Genomic DNA, 23,013 nt, shown 5'->3' on the forward strand with positions numbered 1-23,013 from the left:
TTGGATATCACAAGCGGAACAAGAAAAATTATCGTTGCAATAGACGGTCCTGCCGCTTCAGGTAAAAGCACTACGGCACGTTTGTTGGCCAAAAAACTGGGATATACCTATATCGATACGGGAGCGATGTACCGTTCGGTAACCCTCAAGGCTCTTGAGGCTGGATTGCTGGAACATTTGCATGATCATCCCGATGATGCGGCATCACTGCTCGAAGATATCGGTATCGCTTTTGATGGTGAACGTGTATTGCTCGACGGCCGGGATGTGACCGGAGCTATCAGAGATAACAGGGTTTCCCGTCATGTAAGTTTTGTCAGCTCGTTGAAACCGGTGCGTGATGCGCTCAAGCAGATGCAAAGAGTTATGGGAGAGAGACGTGGGGTGGTCATGGATGGCAGAGATATTGGAACAGTTGTTTTTCCCGATGCCGAGTTGAAAATTTTCCTTGTTGCCGATGCTTCGGAGAGGGCTAACCGTCGTTATGCAGAACTGATTCAGAAAAGCGGAGGCTGTAACAATATTCCCTCGGTAGAAGAACTTGAGCAGGAAATCCTGCTGCGTGACAGAAGCGATGCCGAGAGGACACATGCACCGCTGAAAAAACATCGGGATGCTGTCGAGGTTGATACGTCCGGTCTTACAATAGATGAGCAAGTCGCTCTGGTATACAATCTTGCTTTGGAAAAAACAGCCGTATAGAACGGCTTCATATTTGTTAACCATAAAACCTTTCGCTGGTATCTCTCGAGGCGAAGGGCAACATTCACAAGAGAGGAAGGAAACAATTAATGTCAGAAACGCAAACAATCGAACAACAGAAGGCAACGGAAACAAACCCTAAAAACCACCGGGTAAAATTTTTCGCGAATTACGAACCTTCGGAACTCGATCAAATGGAGCAGCTCTATTCGAGCACGCTCAACGAGATCACGGAGGAAGAGATCGTCAAAGGAACCATTGTCGCGATTTCGAACAAAGATGTCACCATCGACGTTGGTTTCAAGTCCGAGGGTATCGTATCGAAGCTCGAGTTCAAGGATGAAGAAGAGCTGAAAGTCGGGGACGAGGTTGAGGTATATCTCGAGAATATCGAAGACAAGATGGGACAGCTTATTCTGTCGAAACGAAAAGCCGATGTTCTCAGGATCTGGGATAAGATATACGATTCGATCGAGAACGACACCATTATAAACGGAAAGATCGTCAACCGCGTGAAAGGTGGAATGACCGTTTCGCTCTCGGGAGTCGAAGCATTTCTTCCCGGTTCACAGATCGATGTCAAGCCGGTTCGGGACTTCGATGCTCTTGTCGGACAGACCATGGACTTCAGAGTTGTCAAGATCAATCCGGTCACTCAGAATATCGTTGTCAGTCACAAGGTGATTCTTGAAGAAGAGTATGCTGCAAAACGCGAAGAGATGCTGGCCAACATCAAGGTCGGTATGGTGCTCGAAGGTACGGTGAAAAACATCACCGATTTCGGTATCTTTGTCGATCTCGGAGGCCTTGACGGTCTTGTGCATATTACCGATATCACCTGGGGCAGGATCAACCATCCGTCGGAAGTTGTTGAACTTGATCAGCCGATCAAGGTTGTCGTTGTCGGTTTTGACGAAGAAACCAAAAGGGTTTCTCTCGGCATGAAGCAGCTCGAGCCTCATCCGTGGGAAAACATCGAAATAAAATATCCTGTCGGCATCAAGACAAACGGCCGTGTCGTATCGATTACGGATTACGGTGCATTTGTCGAAATTGAAAAAGGTATCGAAGGTCTTGTTCACATCTCTGAGATGAGCTGGACACAGCATATCAAGCACCCGAGCCAGTTTGTCTCCCTCGGTCAGGAAGTGGAATGTGTCATTCTCAATATCGATAAAGAGCACACAAAACTTTCGCTTTCAATGAAACGAGTCAACGAGGATCCCTGGATTGCGTTGTCGGAGAAGTATGTCGAAGGTTCGATTCACAAAGGTACGGTCAGCAATATTACCGACTTCGGTGTTTTTGTTGAGCTTGAACCAGGAGTCGATGGGCTTGTACACATTTCCGACCTTTCATGGACCAAGAAAATTCGTCATCCAAGCGAACTGGTGAAGAAGAATCAGGAACTCGAGGTAAAAGTGCTGAAATTCGATGTGAACGCTCGTCGTATAGCACTTGGTCACAAGCAGATCAATCCTGATCCATGGGATGAATTCGAGCAGAAGTATGCTGTCGGTTCGGAGTGTGCCGGTACGATATCCCAGATCATCGAGAAAGGTGTTATCGTTATTCTGCCGGGAGATGTTGATGGCTTCGTTCCAGTGTCTCATCTGCTCCAGGGTGGTGTAAAGGATATCCATAGTTCCTTCAAGGTTGAAGATGAGTTACCGCTTCGTGTGATAGAGTTTGACAAGGAGAACAAGCGGATCATTCTTTCGGCGCTCGAGTATTTCAAAGACAAGAGCAAGGAAGAGATCGAAGAGTATCTGAAGGCTCATCCAAACGAAAAGAAAGAGATTGAAGATGCCAGTGCAGAACTGGAATCGCAATCACAAGCAGAAGGGAAAAAAAGTGGCGAATAAAGGTATTCGTCTGAAACACTGAATGAAAAAAGCCTCTTCCGGATTGCCGGAAGAGGCTTTTTTGCATATGACGAAAAAGGAATCGGGCAGTGACAGAGTTACGTCATACATCTTTCAGGTATCTATACCGATGGATCCCCGGGTCGCGCTTCGCTTGCCCGAGGATGACGGGGCGGGGGGGCAATGCCGTCCGTGAAAGAGACGCTCAATACCCGTAACTTCTCAGCATTATTTTTTTCTTTCTCCAGTCGGGTCTGACCTTCACGAACAGCTCCAGGAAGACAGGTCTACCGAGAAGCTCCTCGATATCTTTTCTTGCCGCCATACCGAGTTTCTTGAGAGCCGCTCCTTTTTTTCCGATAAGAATATATTTCTGGGAATCGCGTTCAACGATGATCGAGCTACGGATTACATCCTTTTTCGCCGGTGTGTTCTCATGTTGTTCTTTGAATTCATCGATGACAACTTCTGTTGCGTACGGTATTTCCTGCCCGTATTGCAGAAACACTTTTTCGCGAATAATTTCACTGACGAAAAAACGCTCAGGAGCGATGCTGAGGATATCGTCAGGGTAAAGTGGTGCATCGAGCGGTAAGAAATGTCGTAAACAATCGACAAGTGTATCAGTTGCTGTTCCATGCAGAGCCGAAATTGCCAGTGCTTTTTGCGGTTGCCAACGATCCTGGATAATGTGCAGTGCCTCTTTCCGCTCTGTTGCGTTAAGGACGTCGGACTTGTTCAAGGCCATGATCACCGGCTTTTTTGTCTCTTTGAGCCATTTTTCAAAAAGCATGTTGGTGAATGCACGATCAAACAGCTCGGGTCTTTTGCATGCTGGAATCAGAGCAATGAGTGCATCCGCTTCGTTGAGGGTCGTTCGAGTTGTTTTCAGCATCGATTCATGCAATTTCTGCATGGGAGTCATGATGCCGGGGGTGTCGAGAAAAATTATCTGGCAATGATCATTATGGTAGATTCCGGTTATTTTTTTTCTTGTGGTTTGCGGCTTTGGTGTTACTATGGATAGTTTATGCTTGAGAAGCTTATTGAGCAGGGTTGACTTGCCTGCGTTCGGCGGACCGACAATAGCGGCGTACCCGCATGCAAAAACTGTTGTATTCGGCATGAATGATGGTTTGAATGCATGTTGAATGGTTATACTATACTAAAATTTATGGTAATGGAGGTAATAATAGGGAGTGGGAATTAGGGGAATAGGTAGTAGGTGGTTGTGGTAGTGGGAATAGAGAGTGGGGGTGGTGGATTTTTATCATTTCGATGTGCAATGCGGGGATCCATGAAGCTTCATGGAACAGTATAGATGGAAAATGGGCCATCTTGTGTTCATGACAAGAATAGTGAAAAAGGTGAAATGGCTTGCTTGAAGAGCATATCAAATTTGGCTCTTGTTTTTGAATGAAGCATTCAAAAGTTAGATGAATCAACAATATTTCGACTTATTATCTCGGGAACGATATGATTAATCGCTATAACAAACTTGATATATGGTTGTTTGGTTTCATGGTGTGCCTTGTGATTTTCGGGCTTCTTGCAATATATAGTGCCAGCAATGGGGTTGGGACAATCGATTTATTTTATAAACAGCTTATATGGTTTGGGATAGGTTTGGCCGTCATGGCCATTGTTTATTATATCGACTGCCGGAAGATTATGGAGTACTCTTATTTTTTATATCTGTCAGGTTTATTTTTGCTGATATTGGTCTTGTTTTTTGGAACAAAAGTTTCAGGTGCTACAAGTTGGCTGAGAATAGGATTTGTCGGTATACAGCCATCGGAAATAGCAAAAGTAACCACTATTCTTGCTCTCGCAAGATATCTCTCGAATGACAATACAGATATAACCTCTCGTAATGATGTGCTGCTGGCTATCGCCATTGCTGTGATACCTGCGGGACTGGTCTTGCTTCAACCTGATATGGGGACGACGTTGACCTATCTTTCATTTATCTTTCCTGTAATGATTATGGCAGGTTTCAATGTGTATTATCTTCTTTTGATGATAATTCCTTTTCTTCTTACCGTCATTGGTTTTTTTAACATATATATGCTGGTTGCGCTTACTATAATTGTTTTTGTACTACTTGTTTTTATCCGTAAGGGATTTCATTTTTCTCAGGTCATTGTTTCCCTTTCTGGTTTGGCAGGCGGACTTTTCACATATCGTTTTGCTGCAGATATTCTACAACCTCATCAAATGAAGCGTATCCAGACCTTTCTTGACCCTATGTCAGACCCCCTGGGGGCGGGTTACAATGCACTGCAAGCAAAAATTGCGATTGGCTCGGGTGGAATGTTTGGAAAGGGTTTTCTTGAAGGAACACAAACGCAACTACGTTTTATTCCGGCACAATGGACAGATTTTATTTTCTGTGTGATTGGCGAAGAGATGGGCTTACTTGGTAGTATAGTGTTGCTGAGTCTTTTTCTCGCTCTTTTTCTGAGGATGCTCTGGCTAGTCAGTGTTATCAAGAATAAGTTTGTCGAGCTTACGCTTGTCGGTTTTGTTTCTCTGTGGCTGGTTCATGTGATGATCAATGTCGGTATGACCATCGGCCTTTTTCCTGTTATAGGAGTTCCATTACCTTTTCTTTCTTACGGCGGTTCATCACTTCTGGGTAATATGGTTATGGTGGGTTTAGCCTTGAACTTTTTCAGAAACAAAAGAAATTTGGGGTATTGAGATAGAATCGCTGAGTGGATGGATAGCCCACTTGCTGTTCGGACGTCATTTAATAAAAGTAAGAAGGTAAAAGGGTAGAAGGGGGATGGGTATAGTAGGTAATGGGGAATAGGGAATGGATGTGGATGTTGGCGGGAAGTCATGCCGCACTCGATGCGGCATCCATGGAGAGAAACAGGGACGCTCATGGAGCTCCGGGTCAAGCCCGAGGATGACAAGAAAAGGGACGTTACTACCGATTGCCTGTATATAATACGAGAGGCTGCCTTTTCGAGGCAACCTCTCGTGTTTACTATAAAGGAACAGGTGCTATGAAGGAAGGACTTTATTTTATTTTATAGACAAATCTCTTGCCGCCTTTACCTGACGGAATGCGTTCGATTTCATCGTCTGCAATACCGTATTTATTGAACCAAAGGCTGACAGCTGTTCCTTTCGTGTTCAAGGCGTCCGCAATTTCTTTGGGTTTGAATGCTTGTGATGGATTGGTGCGCAAGAGTTCCTTGATTGCTTCACCGAGCTGGCCTCTGCCATATTTGGTATATCCTCCTTTCGCTGTTGTTGCCTCGGTACCGGATTCAAGCCTTGAAAGGTTTTGGTCCAACTTTTTTATGATAACAGTAAGCTCGTCTTGTATTGGTCGAATTCTTTCTTCATATTCGCATTGTATTTGCGTAATAGATTCCTGTAGTTCTTTCTTTTTTTCAACGAGTGACTGAAACTGATCGATCTTCTGGATAAAAAGATCATATTTGTCGGGAGCTGCTACATCTCTTTTGTTGATGTTCATTTCGTGCGCCTTTAGTGTTGTTTTTTTGATATAATTGTGCTCACACATCACTAATATAAAAGAAATGAAATGTGTAAGCAATATATTTGTTGTTTTTTGTGATTCGAGCGTTACTGACTATCTCAAAAAATGAAGAAAATGACATGGTTGAGAAAAAATAAGTTATTAAAAGATAGTAAGATGAGTTCTTTCTGAAAGAGATTGTTTGTTTCTTTTTTCTTTCATGAATTAATTGAATGATCGAAGAAATCAAATAATGGATAATACATAGTATCGTTTTCTGTGCTGTAAAATATATGTGTGTGCATGCTTCTTGATTGTTGTTTTTGATCGTTTTACGAAGCTTGTGATTTCGAGTGGATTATGAAAAAAAAACGTGTTTATGTAAAGACGCTTGGTTGTAAGCTAAACTATGCTGAAACATCGGCAATACTGGAAAGTTTTGTTCAGAACGGTTGGCAAATATCATCTGGAAATGAAGAGCCGGATCTTGTAATTATACATACTTGTGCGGTCACAGGGCAAGCTGCTCAAAAGTCGAGACAACACATTAGAAAGATGATTAAAAAGTATCCGAAGAGCAGGATTGCTGCTATTGGATGCTATGCTCAGCTAAATCCTGAACGTTTGGAGAATATTCATGGCGTTGATGTGATTCTCGGTTCTGAAGAGAAGTTCAACGTTCAAAAATATATAACAGATTGTCGTAAAGCTGTCTACATCGATGCAGCTTCTCCTTGGGATATAAAAGAGGCTGCACCGGCACATTCTCTGGTATATGACAAGAATTTAGGGAGGACCAGGGCGTTTCTGAAAATTCAGGACGGCTGTGATTATGGGTGTGCATATTGTACCATTCCCCTGGCACGGGGACGGTCACGATCCGTGCCTTTGAATAGAGTGATTGCCGATGCTGTAACACTTGCAGAGGCAGGATATCGAGAAATTGTACTCACAGGTGTCAATATTGCCGATTATCATAGCGGTTCGGCTACCATCGTTGAATTGCTTCATGAATTGGAGTCTGTCGATGTCGGCAGGATCAGGATAAGCTCCATCGAGCCTGATATTCTGAGTGACAGGTTGATAGGCGTGGTTGCTTCTTCGTCGAAGATCATGCCTCACTTTCATCTTCCCCTTCAGTCAGGTTCGGACACTATTCTCATTGCCATGCGGCGTCGCTATACAACAGCGGGTTATCGGGAACGTTTTCTGAAGGCTGTCGAAGCGATACCCGGCTGTGCGATAGGTGCGGATGTTATCACCGGGTATCCAGGCGAGGCTGAGGCAGATTTTCAGGCCACCTTCAGGTTTCTGGAAACTCTTCCTGCTGCGTACCTGCATGTTTTTCCATGTTCTCTCAGGCCTGGGACGACGCTTGCCCGGCAGATATCTTCAGGTGTGTGTAAGAAGGTCCATGCTGAGACTGCTCGTTCAAGAAGTAGGCTTCTTCTTGATCTCGCTGAAAAAAAACAGCGGGAGTTTACCTCTCGATATGTAGGAAAGACCCTCGATGTGCTGCTCGAGGGGCTTGAAACTGCAACAAGCGGAAGCACTGTCTTTTCCGGATATTCCGAAAATTATTTACGAGTGAGCGTCAAAGAAAATGACAGTTGTGACCCTGTGGAGTTTGTTGGACGTAGCAGGACTGTTTTGATCGAAAGTATGGGAGAGGATTTGATTTTAGAAGGTAGATTTGTAACTTAGTAGCCTTTTGCCAGGAATATCTGCGTTTCGCTGAGAGGTTTGTTCTGTAACTTGTTAACCTGTCTAAATAATTACTCCAATGGCTATTAAATCACGTATCCGTACTATTCCCGATTATCCCAAGAAAGGAATCATGTTTCGTGACATTACCACTCTTCTTAAGGATCCGGTAGGTTTCAGGCTTGTGATTGACCAGTTCACACAGCACTACCTCGAAAACGGGGTTGATTTTGATATGATCGTAGGCATGGAGGCAAGAGGTTTTATCATTGGAGGAGCGCTTTCCTACACTCTCGGCAAGGGATTTGTTCCGATCAGAAAGCCGGGTAAGCTTCCCGGAGAGGTCGTCGATCAGGAGTATCAGCTTGAATATGGTACGGACAAGGTTGAAATGCATATCGACGCTTTTGAAAAAGGTACCCGTGTTTTGCTTGTTGATGATCTTCTTGCTACCGGAGGAACCGCGTTTGCTGGAGGTGCTCTTGTCGAGAAGGTTGGCGGTGTTATAGCGGAGATGGCGTTTATCGTTAACCTTCCAGACATTGGCGGACAGAAAAAACTTGAAGGCAAAGGCTACAACCTGTTCTGTCTTACAGAGTTTGAAGGGGAATAGAAATATGAAATATCTTTGGTTACGCTCTTTGTTCTTCTTTGTTATTGCATTTGTAGTACTATCCTTCGGGTTCAGTGCGGACCTTTTTGCTTCTGAGGTTACAGCTGCTGGACATGAGGTTGCGGGTCACGTAGTTGAAGAGGTTATGCACCTTCCTCCGGTATGGATGGTTATTCCCTTCGTTATTTTGCTTCTGATGATCGCTACCGGACCTTTGTTTTATCATCATTTCTGGGAGCATCATTACCCGAAGGTTGCTGTGGGACTGGGGGCGATCGTTGCCGTTTTCTACGGCTTTTTCATGGATCACGGTACGCATGCTTTATTGCATACTCTTGAAGAGTACATCTCGTTCATCGCTCTCATTTCATCGCTTTTTATTGCATCTGGAGGAATTCTCATCAAAATCGGGAGTCGTGGCCGGCCGCTTGTGAATGGGGGGTTGCTCTTTTTTGGAGCTATTCTTGCAGACATTATCGGTACAACAGGAGCGTCCATGCTGCTGATCCGGCCGTATATGCGTATCAATGAAGGGCGTCTGAAGCCTTTTCATATCGTATTCTTCATCTTTCTGGTCAGCAATATCGGAGGAGGTTTGACTCCAATCGGTGATCCACCTCTTTTCCTCGGTTTTCTCAAGGGGGTTCCGTTTTTCTGGATATTGAAAGAGGTATGGCATATCTGGCTGGTGACGATACTCGTTTTGCTCGGGATCTTCATGGTGATGGATACCATGGCCGGAAAAGGAACCGTGCCTGACGGGTTTGAGCAGCAGACCGGAAAAGCTCTTGAAATAAAGGGAGCCCGGAGCTTTATTTTTCTTGCGATAATCATTGTGGCAGTGTTTATGGATCCGGCTGTCATATCGGGTTTTCCAAGCCTTCAGCATATGCTTCACGTGCCTTTCGGAATCCGTGAAGTCATTATGTTTGCCGTAGCGTTTGCTGCATACAAAACGGCCGATCAGGAAGCGATGAAAGGTAACGAATTCAATTTTGAACCGATAAAGGAAGTGGCTTTTCTCTTCATCGGGATTTTTGCCACCATGATTCCTGCTCTCGAGCTTATTGGGGCGTATGCCGAGTCACACGCGGCTGAATTTTCTGTTTCACGCTTTTACTGGCTTACCGGATCCTTGTCGGGGGTGCTTGACAATGCGCCGACGTATCTGAACTTTCTTGCAGGTTCAATGGGTAAATTCGGATCGGATATTGGGTCTGTCGAGGCTGTTCGCAGCTTCGCCGACGGTATTCCTTCCCCCATTGCGTCCGATGTTCCTTCGGATGTGTATCTTCTTGGCATATCTGTAGCGGCTGTATTTTTCGGTGCGATAACCTATATCGGTAATGCGCCGAACTTTATGGTTAAAAATATAGCAGAACAAGCCGATGTAGATGTCCCGAGTTTTGTCGAGTATGTCTACAAGTATTCTTTGCCTATACTGATTCCTGTGTTTACAGTCATATGGTTCGTTTTTTTCAATTTTTAAATTGCTGTAAAGACTGAAGGGCAAGGCAAAAGAATTGGACTGGTGAATTGAGTTCTTGCTTGCGAACAATGAGTATGCCCTGTGTAATATGGTGTTGTTACACAGAGCATACTCGGAGCAGACAAAAGAAAAATATCTAACCTAATACCTACACTTATGAAAGGGTTTGTCCAGTCAATACATGATGGTGAAAAAGGGATGATTTTCAGGAATTCGGTCTACCTGCCTTTTCACCTTGAATTGCTCAGTGTTTGGATCGGAAAGGAAATGTCACTTCTTGCCGTGCCTGATCTTTTGACCGACTTCAGTGAGGGGAATGGCCATTTGGCTGTCCGTGAAGGTGAGCAGTATACCAACCTTGTCTTTAAAAAAGGGGGGGACCTCCGTAAAGAACTCGGTCGAAGCAAAGGGCATATCATCCTGCAGGCGGCAGAAAAAGGGGCGAATATTTTTGATGAAGAAAACAGGCACTACATCAAGGTCTGTTTTTCGAACAGACATACTCTTGATTTCGAACTGGTTGAAGACCCGTTTTATTTATAGCAAAAAATGGAGACGAGGAAGGCATGTTTTAAAACACACGGTTAAGGCCTTCCTCTCTCTTCTCTTGGTACATCCCCTGCTCTTTATCCCTTTCCTCACTGTCTTTTGTATACAGGCTATTCCGTTCCTGCTTTAATGGGTGGCATGTTTCACAGTCAAACCTTGAGGCTCTGGCTTACTGCATGCTTGAACTCTTTGGATATCTTGAACGTGGGGACGTTCTTGGCGTCAACTGAAACCTTTTCACCGGTACGGGGGTTGCGTGCCTGTCTTTGGTTTTTATAACGAATATTGAACGATCCAAACCCTCTTATCTCGATTCTTTTTCCGGTTTTCAATGAATCGATGATGCTTTCAAAAAGACAATCAACCACTGATTCCGTTTCATGCTTGGTCAGTCCGGTTCTGTGAGAGATGGTATTAACGAGATCTGCTTTTGTCGTTGTGTTTCCCATGGCGCTTAAGTTCTAAGGTTAGATAACGTTACCAATATTTATTGTAACCACATTCTTACTGCAACAATTCCTACAAATACAGCAAAAATTTTTCGAAGTACCTCATTTGACAGGGAGGTCGCTATTTTCGCTCCCAGAAATGCTCCGGCAAAAAGCCCCAACGCAATAAGAAGGCCAAACAAGATATGCTCAGGTGTTATTTTTCCCGCTCGATAATACTCCAATACGCCAAGAAGGCCGACAGGAAGAAGAAGTGCTATCAAGGATGTTGCGTTTGCTGTATGCTGGGTAAAGCCCATGACCAGCACGAGTACAGGTACGATGATCAGGCCACCACCTATGCCGAACATGCCGGAAAGCACCCCTGCCGCCAATCCTGTAAGTAACATCCAGACTATCTGCATGACCTGTTTTCTCGTTGAAAAATTTTTGGTTGAGTACTTATGAGGCGGATGCCATGCCGCCCCCCGCTTCTATGATCGCGTCTATTTCTTCGCTGTTAAGAATTTCTTTTTCAATCAGGGCCGTAGCGAGTGCATCGAGGAGATTCTTTTTTTCGGAAAGAATCCGTTTCGCATTTTCCATGCATTCCATCACGATATTGCGTACCTCCACATCGATCTGCAAAGCGGTTTCTTCGCTATACTCTCGAACGTGAGAATAATCTTTGCCAAGAAATACCTCCTTGTGGCCGTTTCCATAATTAATCGGTCCAAGTTTTTCGCTCATTCCCCAGTTGCGAACCATTTTTCTTGCAATTTCCGTGGCACGTTCTATATCGTTTTCCGCCCCGGTACTGGTCTGGTTGAAGATAAGCTTTTCGGCCGCTCTTCCGCCAAGAGCATAGGTTATCATGGCAATCAGGTTGTCCCGATCCTGTGTATATCGATCCTCTTCAGGAAGGTAGGCGGTCTGCCCCAGAGAACGTCCTCTGGGTATGATGGTTACTTTGTGAATCGGGTCGGAACCTTTGGTGAACTTTGCCACAAGTACATGGCCCGACTCATGATAAGCCGTGATTTTTTTCTGCTCTTCGGAGATGTACATGCTTCTTCGTTCAGGGCCCATCAGTATCTTATCTCTGGCTTCTTCGAAATTATCCACAGAAATATCCTTGCGGCCTCCGCGGGATGCAAGAAGAGCGGCTTCGTTGATAAGGTTTGCAAGATCGGCTCCTGAAAAACCAGGGGTGCTCTGCGCTATTTTTTCGATATCGACACCATTCGCAAGAGGGGTTTTACGAGAGTGAATCTTCAGTATTGCGACTCTGCCGCGAATGTCGGGTTTGTCTATCGTGACCTGACGATCGAACCTGCCCGGTCTCAGCAATGCCGTATCCAGAACATCCGGCCTGTTCGTCGCTGCAATCAGAATGACATTGTCTTTGGTGGTGAAGCCGTCCATTTCCACCAGGAGCTGGTTGAGGGTTTGTTCGCGTTCATCGTGCCCACCGCCAAGTCCTGCTCCGCGGCTTCTTCCTACCGCATCGATTTCGTCGATGAAGACGATACAAGGGGCGTTTTTCTTCGCCGTTTCAAACAGGTCACGGACCCTGGCTGCTCCGACTCCGACAAACATTTCGACAAAGTCCGCACCGGATATGGAAAAAAACGGAACCTTCGCCTCTCCGGCAATGGCTTTGGCAAGGAGCGTTTTACCGGTACCCGGAGGTCCAAGAAGGAGAACACCCTTGGGAATCTTTCCGCCTATCTGCTGATAACGTTCCGGGCTCATGAGGAAATCGACCGTTTCTTTCAGTTCCTCGACAGCTTCGTCAACACCTGCCACATCTTTGAACGTGGTCTTGACGTCGAAATCACTCATCAGTTTGGCTCTGCTTTTGCCAAAAGCGAAAATATTTTTCTGAACTCCGCCATTCTGCATGGACATGCGACGGAAAATGAAAAAATAGATAGCAGCGAAAATAAGCCACGGCGCAAGTAAAATAAGGAAGTTGTTGAAGTCATTGGTGCTTTCGCGAACCTTGACTTCAATGCCTTTTTCGGCGAGGATGTCTGCTTGTTCAATCGAAAACTCCGGAATTCTGGTGAAAAACCGGTCAACTTGCATTGCAGTGCCATCGATCAGCTGAAGTGTTGCCGGACTTTTCAACACACCTCGTAATAAAGCGGATTTATCGGGAGCGGTTTCAATTGTCAGTGAGACGAGCTGATCCTGACCAAGCACTTTACGGTATTCATTGTAGGAGATTTCCCTCGAATCATCCTGGACAAAAAACCTCTGAAAAACAAAAATGAAAACAAGGAACAGCATGATGTAGATCAATATCCTCGGGAATCGTTCTTTCGAGCCTTCTGCGTTTCCTCCGCTTCCAAACCATCCTCCGGATTCCGGAGTCTGATCTTTCACTGGCTTGAATTTGTTTGGCGTTTGACGCTTTTTGCTCTCTTTATCGGCCATTTGTATCGGTATTCTGTTGAAATGTCAAGGTAACTTGTCTTTTTTAAAGTAATTAAAAGTACAACTCTGTCCGAACATTAAAAGTTTATTTCGATATATCCATTTACGTGATTCCATGCAAACTAAATTTCACACATTGTGCCGAACACGAATTAGCATGAATTTTCACGAAGTAAAAAAAAGAATCGGTTCATTGCAGACCGGTTTACATCGAATCGACAGCGCACAAGGGCTTCAGTCGGTACAAAGCTGAGATTTTTCGAAAATCAAGGACGGTGAAGCCAATTACGGCAAAAAATTTTTTTTGAATTGGAAATACATCACTACCGTAATCGGCGATACTTCTTTCGCCGGTTTTGAAACAGCGGTTTCATCATCGATGCACGAAAGCCGAACTTCCGGTGAATTGTTGTTTAAGCTCAAGCTGAAAACCAATTCGCTGATTCATTCAATTCGTGTTTATTCGTGCAAATTCGTGGACTGAATGTTACTCTAATAGCTTAAAGTTGTTAAAGCTTTGTACAATCCGTGGACTACAATGTTTTTTCGAGGGCCGGTGACAGATCCCACTGTATTGTGCGCTATAGGAATAACAGGGACTTTTTTTTAAATTCCTTGCCTTTACATACCGGAAAACATTACATCGGGACGCTCTGTAACACGAATCGATATGGAGGTGCTCCCAAGTCAATAGTATTATAGTTTAACGTCATTATGCAAACAACTCCAGGTCAGCGGGTAAGAACGAGATTTGCTCCATCGCCCACAGGGTATCTCCATGTAGGTGGATTGCGTACAGCTCTCTATAACTATCTCTATGCGAGAAAAATGAACGGCGACTTCATTGTGAGAATCGAAGACACCGATCAGGCAAGAAAAGTCGAGGGCGCCGATAAGAGTTTGATGAATACGCTTGCAATGACCGGTATTGTCGCCGATGAAAGTTTTGTGCATGGAGGCAATTTTGGGCCATACGTGCAGTCCGAAAGGCTTGGTATCTATCAGCAGTTCTGTCAGCAGCTTCTGGATCAGAAAAACGCATATTATTGTTTTTCAACAGCCGATGAGCTGGAAGAAAACCGTAAGCTTCAGATGAAACAGGGGTTGCAGCCGAAATATAACCGTAAATGGCTCCCTGAAAGTATGGGGGGATCGATGCCTGAAACCGAGATCAAAAAAAAACTGGATGACGGTGTGCCTTATGTGGTTCGTATGAAAGTGCCGGACTATATTTCCATCATGTTCGATGATATTGTTCGTGGGCCGGTCGAATTTGATTCTGCGACTGTTGACGATCAGGTTCTCATGAAGTCGGATGGCTTTCCTACCTATCATTTCGCAAGCGTGATCGATGATCATCTCATGGAAATCAGTCATGTTATCCGGGGCGAAGAGTGGCTTTCTTCAATGCCTAAACATCTTTTGCTGTATGAATTTTTCAATTGGGAGCCGCCCAAAGCAGCCCATTTGCCTCTCTTGCTCAATCCTGACCGTTCCAAGCTCAGCAAACGGCAGGGAGATGTAGCGGTTGAGGACTTCATCAAGAAGGGCTACAGCCCCGAGGCAATCGTTAACTTCGTGGCTCTTCTTGGATGGAACGAAGGTGATGGCTGCGAGAGAGAGGTATACAGCCTCGATGAGCTCGAGCAGACCTTCAGCCTCGAAAGAGTTGGAAAAGCCGGTGCTGTGTTCAACGTGGAAAAGCTTGGTTGGATTGAAAAACAGTATATCAAGGCCCGTCCTCAGGAGGAGATCATACGTGCTATCACACCTTTGTTACAGGCTGAGCTGGAGAAAAAGAGTACCGACATGAATGTCGATCGGATTGCAAGTGAAGAGTACCTCGCTCAGGTCGTAGAGCTGATGAGGGAACGGGTCAATTTCGAGCTTGAAATGATTACCTTTTCAAGTTACTTCTTTTTCGATCCCGAGAAGTATGATGAAAAGGCTGTTCAGAAGCGCTGGGTGACGGATACCAATGATGTTCTCAGGGAGTTCATTGGTGTGCTTGACGAGACCGATGATTTTAGTGCAGATAACCTCGAGGCAACCCTCAAGGATTTTGCAAAGCGTAAAGGCAAGAAACCGGCTTTTCTGATTCATCCTATGAGAATACTCACCTCCGGTGTCGGATTCGGTCCAAGCTTGTATCACATGCTGGAAGTTTTTGGAAAAGAAACCGTTTTACGGAGGCTCAGGAACGGTATCGATAAGGTCAAGGTACAGAAACGGAACGATCCAGGATTGAACTCGAGAGGCGTTGTTGTCAGAGACTAGCAAAAGGTTGGTACTAGGGCAATAGGAAATGGGTAATAGGAAGTTTGAATGGTGGCTCTGCATGCTTTTTTTTGTCATCCTCAAACAAGCGGAATGTTGCCAAGGCTCCGTTTCCCAATCACTTTTTTCCTTTTCTTTTTGCAAATTTCCCGGTGATCCTTATATTGGCAGTCACGTTTGAGGACAGATAGCTCAGTTGGTAGAGCAAAGGACTGAAAATCCTTGTGTCGGGGGTTCGATTCCCTCTCTGTCCACCCTGCATAAGTCTATAAATGTATCATAAAGCCTCTGAAGCCCTGTATTTACAGGGCTTTTCTCATTTCTGGAGTTTCTTGGAGTCTACCGAAGTTTGCTAAGGTATACTTGTTTTAGGTATATTTTCGGGTATACAACGAAAACAGCATGTTGAGTAATTCGAAAATGTATACCTAAAATCGAGTAAAATATATCCCTATGGCCAGGCAGGTTGTACCTCTTAGCGAAACGAAGATCAAGAGCCAAAAAGCTGCTGATAAGCCGATCACCCTTTTCGACGGCGGAGGTCTGTTCCTCTACATATCGGAAAAAAAATATTCAAAGACCGGCAAGGTTCTGCCTGAGTCAAAATATTGGCGTTTCAAATTTCGATTCGAGGGCAAATCTCGTTTGATGTCGTTCGGTCCATACCCTGCTGTATCGCTTGCAAGGGCCAGAGAGCTCCGTAAGGAAGCGAAAGCCATGCTTGCCGATGGAAGAGACCCGCAGAAGGAAAGAAAGCTCAAGAAGGCTGTTGTAGCGCGAGAACAGGAAGTTAAGAGCAACACTTTTGAGCGAGTCGCCCGGCAGTGGTTCGAAATCGCACAGACGGAATGGACACATGGCCATGCGAGGACGGTTTTGTCAAGGCTCGAAAGGGATGTCTTTCCACCAATCGGCAGCAAACTCATTTCAGACATTACAACGAAGGACGTTCTCGAGACTTTGAGGCTTGTCGAGGCGAGGCAAGCGTATGAGTCTGCACACCGCATCAAGACGATCATCGGGCAGGTGTTCACCTTTGCGATTGTGAGTGGTGTTCCCGAGGTTGAAAACAATCCGGCTGCAGGTCTTGGCAAAGTGCTCAAGCAGCCACGAAAAAAGAGCATGGCTGCAATTCTCGATCCTTTTTTGCTTGGCAAGCTGCTTCGAGATATCGATAATTATGCCGGGTCACACGTGGTTCGATGTGCTTTAATGCTGGCCCCGATGCTATTCGTTCGTCCTGGGGAGTTGCGTAACGCGAAATGGGCGGATATCGATCTCGAAAAGCAGGTCTGGTTGTTGCCGATGGAGGATATGAAGCTGACGCTCAAGGAAAAGGCAAATCGGAAAGGTCAGGTGCATACGGTCCCGCTTGCTCGTCAAGCTGTCGAGGTTTTGCGGAAACTATACTCTTTTACTTCGAGCAGTCCCTATGTTTTCCCGGGGCGGGCTGCATCGAGGGTGATGTCCGAAAATACGGTCAACCTCGCTTTACGGACGATGGGCTATGATCGTGAAACCATTACTGGCCATGGGTTCCGAGCGACTGCCCGGACCATGCTGCACGAAACGCTTGGATTTTCCCCTGACGCGATCGAAGCCCAGCTCGGCCACCGCGTCCCGGACCGCCTCGGTACGGCCTACAACCGCACCCAGCACCTTGATGAGCGTACTCGCATGATGCAGGAGTGGGCGGATTACCTCGATAAGGTGAAAGCAAACGGTAAATAGCGGTAAAAAATATTCCAAAAATTATTCTTTTTTTTGTCTTTTTCTCTTGCATGATGCACGAGAAAGGGGTATATTGTAAGTAGAAGGATGAAGGAATAACCAAAAAAACGGAGCACATCATGACAACAGCAACAGCTATCGTAACAAAAGAGGGAAAAACAATAACGAGAATTCCGAACGCGATAAATTATAAGGGATGTGTGATTCAGAAGCTCAGTGGCGGCAATTATCGCCCGTTTTTTGATAAGACAGCAGCTTGTTTGGATGGCTTCGAGGAAATGAAAGCTTTCATAGATGATAAAAAAGGGATTGTGAAGAAGGCCGATTTGCCTCAACTGGAGAAATACTGTATTCGGTGGGGTGAAAACAGCCGAGCTGATGGTTCCGGTAAATATGAGGTCATCACAGCAGAAGAAGAAAAGGTACGGCAGGAAAAGCAAGTGCTTTTGAAGAAGCAGCAAGAGGCGGAAAAAGAGGGATATGTATTTGAGGTGATGGGAAAACATACTTCGTATGATGAGGATGGCCCTACGCCAGCTTGGGAATATCGCATCACACACAAAGAAAGTGGACGGGAGTTCGTTTTCAGTGATAGGAATATTTTTGACTTCGGTCGAGTGCTGAATCCTGTATCACCTGTCAGTGGCGGGATTATGCTGAATATCGAAAACTTTATTGAAAAAAACCCGTACACATTTAAAGATGACGAGGTGAAGGAGAAGTATCGTCGCGAACATCCAACGGCGACAGGGTACGGTTACGACCGCAGTTACTGCGAAGGGGAGCAGTGGGTTGCTGTTGACGAAATCGAAGTGCAGGCATTTAAACTTGCTGCAAAGCTGGGTTATGCTTACGAAGGTATAAGAATGTAATTACAGCAAACACGGAGGATATCATGAGAACAATAGAAAGAATATTTGAAAGGAAGACATCGAGCCAGATTCCTTATCGCACAACAGTGCGGTTCGGCAAGAGCGTTAAGGATAGTTTAGTTGTGTTGTTGCGCGATCCCGCTGATACTGAATTGTTATCAGCGGTTGAGGATAAATTGCAACCAGGAAATAAAATTCACGCGCTTCTCATTGGGCAAGTGCTCGCTGATCTTGGCTACAAAGAAGTAAGGCAAGTGCTCGCTGATCTTGGCTACAAAGAAGTAAAATAACAACACAGCCCCGTTCCGGCGGGGCATCTAATCGCACTCATTGAGCATTGTTCAGATTAAAACGCAATAAAAAATGAGAGGGGCTATCATGATGCAAAATCTAAATATTAAAAAGACAAGTACGCCATCGACACATGACTTGGCGGTCGTGGCATTTGTCGCCGAAGGCGAATTAAGCGCTCGGCTTCAAAAATATACGTTTGCTGGACCTGGCTGGGTCGAAGCAAAAACACGGAAAGGGGTTATGCTTCGGATATACTGGGGCAAAGAAAACGGACTTCCGCCTTTTCAAGCTGAAGAAGAGGCAGCAAAAGTATTCGTGCGAGTAATCGAGCACGAATACGAAGGGAGAAGAACTACAAAGGTTATCTTTTCGGACCGTCCATCGCCGGACGGCACATACTACGAAGAGATGGCGGAAGCAGCCGGGATCGCGCTGATTGAAAGCTCAATAGGAGCGTCGCTATGAAAAGTTTGAACGCAGAAACCGTGTTTCATACGTTGCGAAGGTATGAAACACGACTAAACCGGTTACTTCCGCCCGAGTGCATTGATGATGTACTGCAAGAAATAAGAATAATCCTCTTGCAGTACGACGGCAAGGAAGCTTTTAGACAATCAGCCGTTGCCGTCCGGCGCCTTTTGCGCAATCTCGGATTTGCCCGCAAAAGCTGGCAAGTCGCCGAGTTCAGCGATGACGTACAACAAAAAAAATTGCTTTATCAGCAACTATCAGCATCACATCGAGAAATCGTAAAACACATAGAAAACCTCTATGTGAACCAAGGGCTCACAGCAAAGGAAGTCTGTGAGCATCTCGGTGTGAAATGGACACCTGAAATTGCGAAATTACTCTCCTTATCCTTCCCGAAGAGGATGGGCAAAGGAGGAAGAAGAAAAGGCGCAGGGCGGAAGAAAAAAAAGACCCTCGTATGAGGGTCTTTAACTCTTAACCGGGAATCAGGTTTCCCCTATCCGGCTCCATTGCGGCGGGGAGTTATGCCGTCCGCTGGTACGATTATAAGACGAAGCGTAAAGCTTCGCAGAGAAACGAGTAAGTTTGTTTCAATTCTCAATGAGTACGATTATAATCTCGTTTCAGGAGTAATTTACAACTTTTTTTATTTTCTCAATATGGAAAAAGTAGAATTCAAAGTCGGCAACAAGCTTTATAGATATGAGCTTCCCCCCGTAACTTACGGGGCAGAGGTTATACTACAGGATTCAGATGGTAAGGAAAAGCTCAGGTACACCGGTGCCGGGGTTCGGTATTTCGTGCTTAACCCGGAAACCGGTGAGTGGAAACGAAAAAAAAGACCGGTCAACAAGCATATAAATAAACTCATGGGTCAGTGGTTACACCATGAGTTCATGAAAGACGTAGCGTTCAAATGGAAAAATTTGCAGTTGGAAAAAGATTCCCGTTCGAAAAATACCTGACCGGGCAGGAAATCACTGTAGCGATACCAAACGAGGGATTTTTTGATGTTCTGGTATCATTACATGGTCTCGCAAAAAGCGAGATCAAAGCTTTCAGGACGGGAGAATTTCAAGTGTCCTTGTTCATAAGTAAAGATATTCCGTTTCTCATTTTTGATTTTAAAAGCGGATTTACCATCGATGTGTCTATTGATTATGAGAAAATCGCAGTAGATGCCACAAACTGGTGTGACACACCAGGCAACGTAGTAAATCTCTACCTCGTTGATGCCAGCACAGGGATCTTGCATGTTATCAGGAGTGTCGGTGTGTCGTTTTCGCAGGAGCTCAAGACGGCCTGCAGAAAACAAGCTGGGCGAAGCGGGATTGAGAGAGAAATTGGCCTGCTGCTACAGCGATATTCTCAAGAAACTATGATCCGGGATGCTGTTTCTACACAGGTTTTTCTTGCAAAATAAAGGGGCTATATGGTTAAAATCGTAACACAAAAAGAAGTGCTTGCACAATATGGCCTGAATAGGCAAACGCTCAGAGAATGGTGTAGAGGGTACAAGCAGATCAAAAACGGTATAAAATATGAGAATAGCCCCAAGCTCGAACAGGGTGTGAACGAGGAAGGAAAAGAAAGGGATTGGTTTAAGCTTGACCGAACCGTGGTTTTTACAGAGCAAGGCATTGCAAAAATAGAGATGCTGAACGAAAAACGCCTTGCTCGGAAACAGTAAAAGAATGTGTCCGTTACATCGTCTTGCGTATCACCTATACTATAACTTCCAACACCCAAAAATCCACTCTTATCGCCACATCGTAAGGTTTTCATAGTGCCAGCGTAACAGTCCTCCAGTAAAGCCGTTACGCCTCAATATGCGGATATTTTACGTATATTGAGGCGTTTCTGTTTAGTGCAACATCAAATGATTGGAGGTGAGCAATGGCTGAAATAAAAGTAGGAGAAGAAGACAAAAAAAATTTAAAGACAGGTTGCGGATGCCTTACTGTTCTTCTTCTATTGTTCGGTATAGCTGTCTTCACCTGTCAGGACGATACACCTTGGCAGGAAAGAGATAGTTCAGTGGCGGCTTATGTTCACCTGAAGTATTATGTCAAAGAGCAATTGAAATCTCCTGGTACTGCAAAATTTGCTGACGCATGGAGTGGAGGGTATACTGTCCAGGACATTGGTGATCAGAAATACCGAATAGTATCATGGGTTGATGCGCAAAACTCATTCGGTGCATTGATAAGAATGTACTTCTATGGAAAGGTCCAGCAAACGGCGGAAGATGAATGGGAGGTGCTTGAGTTTGAATGGAGGCCTGATTGAGCAGAGGGTGAGCAAAAACGGAAGCAATATGATGAAAAATCCTATACGATTATGAAGAAAAAAACTGGATTACGCTGGTATAGTTGGCTGTTCTTGGCATTTGTCGCTCTTCTTGTGATAGGTTCTTTGTTCACCGACCCGGAAGACGATACCGAGAAAGTTTCTATTGCGGATTATCCTGTATTTAATGAGGGTGATCGAGTAGATGTTTCATGTTTGTTTTTGTTCGGCCTCCTGTCTTGTTCCAAGCTCATCCGGTTTAGCAGGCATGTTCAAGGGTATTCTTTTGCGGAAAATGCGATCGTAATGAAAACGAAGAGTCTCAGTCGTTAAGTCCTGATTCCTCGCCATCATGTTTTGAATGTACCGAATGTGCACCGTAAGTGTATTTAGTTGCTCGAGAATCTGTTCCCGTTTCTCAGTTTCGTTCGCTGAGAGGCTGTTCACTTGGTCTGCAAGTTCTATTACTGGCTCAATAATATTCTTTATCCAAACCTCGGTAAACAGAGGAAAATATAGAAGAAAGTGAGGACGAGCATCGTAGGTTGACTTTTCCACTCCGTCGAAGCCTTCCTCAATCTTGGCATTATCTTCAAACATTATACCTTTTATGATCAAGCCTATTGATTGCGACGTCTCATTCATCACGATAAAAAGAGACTCAAGCTTTTCGCGGAGTAGCGTTTGGCGCGACCTGAGATGCAGAAACAACTGCGTTAGAGTGAAGATGAGTAGAGCCACCGCGGCACTTAGAATAGCTTTGTCCATATGATTTCTTTTTTGCAGCCGAAGAGCTTGCCTTGTAGCGTTTTTTAAGAGCTTTGATAAAAAAATTACTATTCCTTTTTCGTAAAAGTGAATGAAAAAATTTCTTAGCCCGTTTGACAGGTTATAACCATACAGTTGAAAATTTAAAGGTATTTTATCCTGTCTTCCGAATCACCCAGGTTACGACCCCTTGCGTTCGGAAGTCCATGCCTTTTTGTACTTCAATAGGCTCATAATTGTGATTTTCCGGCATGAGCTTGATATTTCCCCCATCGATCCACAGCCTTTTCACGGTTTGCTCGCCGTTGATCGAGGCAATAACAATATTTTTGTTTATCGGCTCGACTGCTCGGTCTACAATCAGAATGTCACCTTCTTCTATCCCGGCTCCGATCATCGAATCGCCTGTTGCCCTGACTGCATAAGTTTTTGAAGGATGGTTGATCATGTGTCTGGGCAAGTCAAGGCTTTCCTCAACCGGGCATGTTGAATCTGTAGCTGGTCCGGCTGCTATGGCGTGCGAGTAGACAGGTATACTCGCAGTTTTCGTTGAGTATTTTTCCGGTCCTTCAGCTACCATGCCAAATGTTTCTTCTTTTTTGCCTCCGATATTGATCAGACCCCGATCAAAAAGCAGCTGGATTTTTCGAGCTTCCTGCTTCAACACATCGTCATTTTCAATATCCATTTCACTTGCCTCATGTATTTCGTGCACAAACATTCTGCCTTTTCCTGTTAAATACCAATGTGCATTAACACCGAGACTAAGTAATTCTACTACAAGCGTTTCGGGTTTTCGCTTACTTTCTCCCTCATTTGTTGTCGGGAAAAATTTGCTGTAATCCTGCGGATAAACACCAAGCTTTTCCGCCATCTCGCCCTTTCCTAAGCTTAGAGCATTACGAATTTCTTCCAAGCGTAGAGAAATTTTTTTGTCTCTGCTAAGCATAATTGCTTTGAATTTTAAGTTGTATGACTTACTTTTTAGATGTGACAACAAAAAAGCAAGTAAACAAACGAATA

General features: G+C 44.8%; 24 protein-coding genes, 1 tRNA gene and 1 pseudogene. 19 read left to right on the forward strand and 7 right to left on the reverse strand.

The window, feature by feature from the left end:
• The 3 genes from cmk to QZ209_RS11330 all read left to right on the forward strand — a co-directional run bounded on the left by cmk (position 1) and on the right by QZ209_RS11330 (position 2,763).
• Positions 1 to 702 carry a (d)CMP kinase gene (gene cmk, locus QZ209_RS11320; protein ID WP_294347959.1) on the forward strand — a complete coding sequence of 234 codons (702 nt, stop codon included), beginning with the start codon at positions 1 to 3 and terminating at the stop codon, positions 700 to 702.
• Positions 703 to 791: 89 nt separating this feature from the next.
• On the forward strand, positions 792 to 2,567 hold the full coding sequence (rpsA, locus tag QZ209_RS11325; protein ID WP_294347960.1) for a 30S ribosomal protein S1: 1,776 nt from the start codon (positions 792 to 794) through the stop codon (positions 2,565 to 2,567).
• 22 nt (positions 2,568 to 2,589) lie between these two features.
• The gene (locus QZ209_RS11330; RefSeq protein WP_294347962.1) at positions 2,590 to 2,763 is read left to right on the forward strand and encodes a hypothetical protein; all 174 of its coding nucleotides are present in this window, start codon (positions 2,590 to 2,592) and stop codon (positions 2,761 to 2,763) included.
• Positions 2,764 to 2,772: 9 nt separating this feature from the next.
• Here the strand turns inward: QZ209_RS11330 and era are convergent, their stop codons facing one another.
• Positions 2,773 to 3,693 carry a GTPase Era gene (gene era / locus QZ209_RS11335; protein ID WP_294347964.1) on the reverse strand — a complete coding sequence of 307 codons (921 nt, stop codon included), beginning with the start codon at positions 3,691 to 3,693 and terminating at the stop codon, positions 2,773 to 2,775.
• A gap of 350 nt (positions 3,694 to 4,043) precedes the next feature.
• Between era and rodA the strand changes: the two genes are divergently transcribed.
• Positions 4,044 to 5,270, forward strand: a complete 1,227-nt coding sequence (rodA, locus tag QZ209_RS11340; RefSeq protein WP_294347965.1) for a rod shape-determining protein RodA — start codon at positions 4,044 to 4,046, stop codon at positions 5,268 to 5,270.
• A gap of 325 nt (positions 5,271 to 5,595) precedes the next feature.
• Here the strand turns inward: rodA and QZ209_RS11345 are convergent, their stop codons facing one another.
• Positions 5,596 to 6,060, reverse strand: coding sequence for a hypothetical protein (locus QZ209_RS11345; RefSeq protein ID WP_294347967.1), 465 nt, complete (start codon positions 6,058 to 6,060; stop codon positions 5,596 to 5,598).
• Positions 6,061 to 6,423: 363 nt separating this feature from the next.
• On the opposite strand from QZ209_RS11345, the gene mtaB reads away from it, so the two are divergent.
• From mtaB to QZ209_RS11365, 4 genes are all read left to right on the forward strand, one after another.
• Positions 6,424 to 7,767 carry a tRNA (N(6)-L-threonylcarbamoyladenosine(37)-C(2))-methylthiotransferase MtaB gene (gene mtaB, locus QZ209_RS11350; RefSeq protein WP_294347968.1) on the forward strand — a complete coding sequence of 448 codons (1,344 nt, stop codon included), beginning with the start codon at positions 6,424 to 6,426 and terminating at the stop codon, positions 7,765 to 7,767.
• Positions 7,768 to 7,846: 79 nt separating this feature from the next.
• On the forward strand, positions 7,847 to 8,380 hold the full coding sequence (locus tag QZ209_RS11355; protein ID WP_294347970.1) for an adenine phosphoribosyltransferase: 534 nt from the start codon (positions 7,847 to 7,849) through the stop codon (positions 8,378 to 8,380).
• A gap of 4 nt (positions 8,381 to 8,384) precedes the next feature.
• Positions 8,385 to 9,869 (forward strand): sodium:proton antiporter, encoded by a 1,485-nt coding sequence (locus QZ209_RS11360; protein WP_294347972.1) that lies wholly within the window; start codon positions 8,385 to 8,387, stop codon positions 9,867 to 9,869.
• A 156-nt stretch (positions 9,870 to 10,025) separates the two neighbouring features.
• Complete coding sequence (locus tag QZ209_RS11365) at positions 10,026 to 10,412, forward strand: hypothetical protein (RefSeq protein WP_294347973.1); 387 nt, start codon at positions 10,026 to 10,028, stop codon at positions 10,410 to 10,412.
• 155 nt (positions 10,413 to 10,567) lie between these two features.
• Here QZ209_RS11365 and QZ209_RS11370 read toward each other — a convergent pair whose 3' ends face one another.
• From QZ209_RS11370 to ftsH, 3 genes and pseudogenes are all read right to left on the reverse strand, one after another.
• The gene (locus QZ209_RS11370) at positions 10,568 to 10,867 is read right to left on the reverse strand and encodes an HU family DNA-binding protein (RefSeq protein WP_294347975.1); all 300 of its coding nucleotides are present in this window, start codon (positions 10,865 to 10,867) and stop codon (positions 10,568 to 10,570) included.
• A 38-nt stretch (positions 10,868 to 10,905) separates the two neighbouring features.
• Positions 10,906 to 11,274: pseudogene (locus tag QZ209_RS11375) on the reverse strand (sulfite exporter TauE/SafE family protein); the annotation flags it as partial.
• A 34-nt stretch (positions 11,275 to 11,308) separates the two neighbouring features.
• Positions 11,309 to 13,288: an ATP-dependent zinc metalloprotease FtsH gene (gene ftsH, locus QZ209_RS11380; protein ID WP_294347977.1), complete on the reverse strand. Its 1,980-nt coding sequence runs from the start codon at positions 13,286 to 13,288 to the stop codon at positions 11,309 to 11,311.
• Between the two features lie 714 nt (positions 13,289 to 14,002).
• Here ftsH and gltX point away from each other — a divergent pair.
• The 11 genes from gltX (at position 14,003) to QZ209_RS11435 (ending at position 21,222) form a co-directional block, all read left to right on the forward strand.
• Positions 14,003 to 15,565, forward strand: coding sequence for a glutamate--tRNA ligase (gltX, locus tag QZ209_RS11385; RefSeq protein ID WP_294347979.1), 1,563 nt, complete (start codon positions 14,003 to 14,005; stop codon positions 15,563 to 15,565).
• A 181-nt stretch (positions 15,566 to 15,746) separates the two neighbouring features.
• A tRNA-Phe gene (locus tag QZ209_RS11390) sits at positions 15,747 to 15,819 on the forward strand.
• A gap of 199 nt (positions 15,820 to 16,018) precedes the next feature.
• Positions 16,019 to 17,296, forward strand: coding sequence for an integrase arm-type DNA-binding domain-containing protein (locus QZ209_RS11395; protein WP_294347981.1), 1,278 nt, complete (start codon positions 16,019 to 16,021; stop codon positions 17,294 to 17,296).
• Positions 17,297 to 17,496: 200 nt separating this feature from the next.
• On the forward strand, positions 17,497 to 18,168 hold the full coding sequence (locus tag QZ209_RS11400) for a hypothetical protein (RefSeq protein WP_294347984.1): 672 nt from the start codon (positions 17,497 to 17,499) through the stop codon (positions 18,166 to 18,168).
• A gap of 23 nt (positions 18,169 to 18,191) precedes the next feature.
• Positions 18,192 to 18,458: a hypothetical protein gene (locus tag QZ209_RS11405; protein WP_294347986.1), complete on the forward strand. Its 267-nt coding sequence runs from the start codon at positions 18,192 to 18,194 to the stop codon at positions 18,456 to 18,458.
• 88 nt (positions 18,459 to 18,546) lie between these two features.
• Positions 18,547 to 18,927, forward strand: a complete 381-nt coding sequence (locus QZ209_RS11410; protein WP_294347988.1) for a hypothetical protein — start codon at positions 18,547 to 18,549, stop codon at positions 18,925 to 18,927.
• Positions 18,924 to 19,394, forward strand: coding sequence for a hypothetical protein (locus QZ209_RS11415; RefSeq protein WP_294347989.1), 471 nt, complete (start codon positions 18,924 to 18,926; stop codon positions 19,392 to 19,394). Before QZ209_RS11410 ends, QZ209_RS11415 begins: the two co-directional genes overlap by 4 nt.
• 63 nt (positions 19,395 to 19,457) lie before the next feature.
• Positions 19,458 to 19,898, forward strand: a complete 441-nt coding sequence (locus tag QZ209_RS11420) for a hypothetical protein (RefSeq protein WP_294347991.1) — start codon at positions 19,458 to 19,460, stop codon at positions 19,896 to 19,898.
• The gene (locus tag QZ209_RS11425; protein ID WP_294347993.1) at positions 19,850 to 20,356 is read left to right on the forward strand and encodes a hypothetical protein; all 507 of its coding nucleotides are present in this window, start codon (positions 19,850 to 19,852) and stop codon (positions 20,354 to 20,356) included. The genes QZ209_RS11420 and QZ209_RS11425 overlap by 49 nt, the downstream gene beginning before the upstream one ends.
• A 9-nt stretch (positions 20,357 to 20,365) precedes the next feature.
• Entirely contained in the window at positions 20,366 to 20,623 is a 258-nt protein-coding gene (locus tag QZ209_RS11430) for a hypothetical protein (protein WP_294347995.1), read from the forward strand.
• Positions 20,624 to 20,829: 206 nt separating this feature from the next.
• Positions 20,830 to 21,222, forward strand: a complete 393-nt coding sequence (locus QZ209_RS11435) for a hypothetical protein (protein WP_294347997.1) — start codon at positions 20,830 to 20,832, stop codon at positions 21,220 to 21,222.
• Positions 21,223 to 21,432: 210 nt separating this feature from the next.
• On the opposite strand, the gene QZ209_RS11440 is transcribed toward QZ209_RS11435, so the two are convergent.
• Together QZ209_RS11440 and umuD are read right to left on the reverse strand one after the other, a co-directional pair.
• Positions 21,433 to 21,990 (reverse strand): hypothetical protein, encoded by a 558-nt coding sequence (locus tag QZ209_RS11440; RefSeq protein WP_294347998.1) that lies wholly within the window; start codon positions 21,988 to 21,990, stop codon positions 21,433 to 21,435.
• 154 nt (positions 21,991 to 22,144) lie between these two features.
• Positions 22,145 to 22,987: a translesion error-prone DNA polymerase V autoproteolytic subunit gene (gene umuD / locus QZ209_RS11445; protein WP_294348000.1), complete on the reverse strand. Its 843-nt coding sequence runs from the start codon at positions 22,985 to 22,987 to the stop codon at positions 22,145 to 22,147.
• Positions 22,988 to 23,013 lie beyond the last annotated feature (26 nt).

It is taken from the genome of Prosthecochloris sp., assembly GCA_015482705.2.
GTDB lineage: Bacteria > Bacteroidota > Chlorobiia > Chlorobiales > Chlorobiaceae > Prosthecochloris.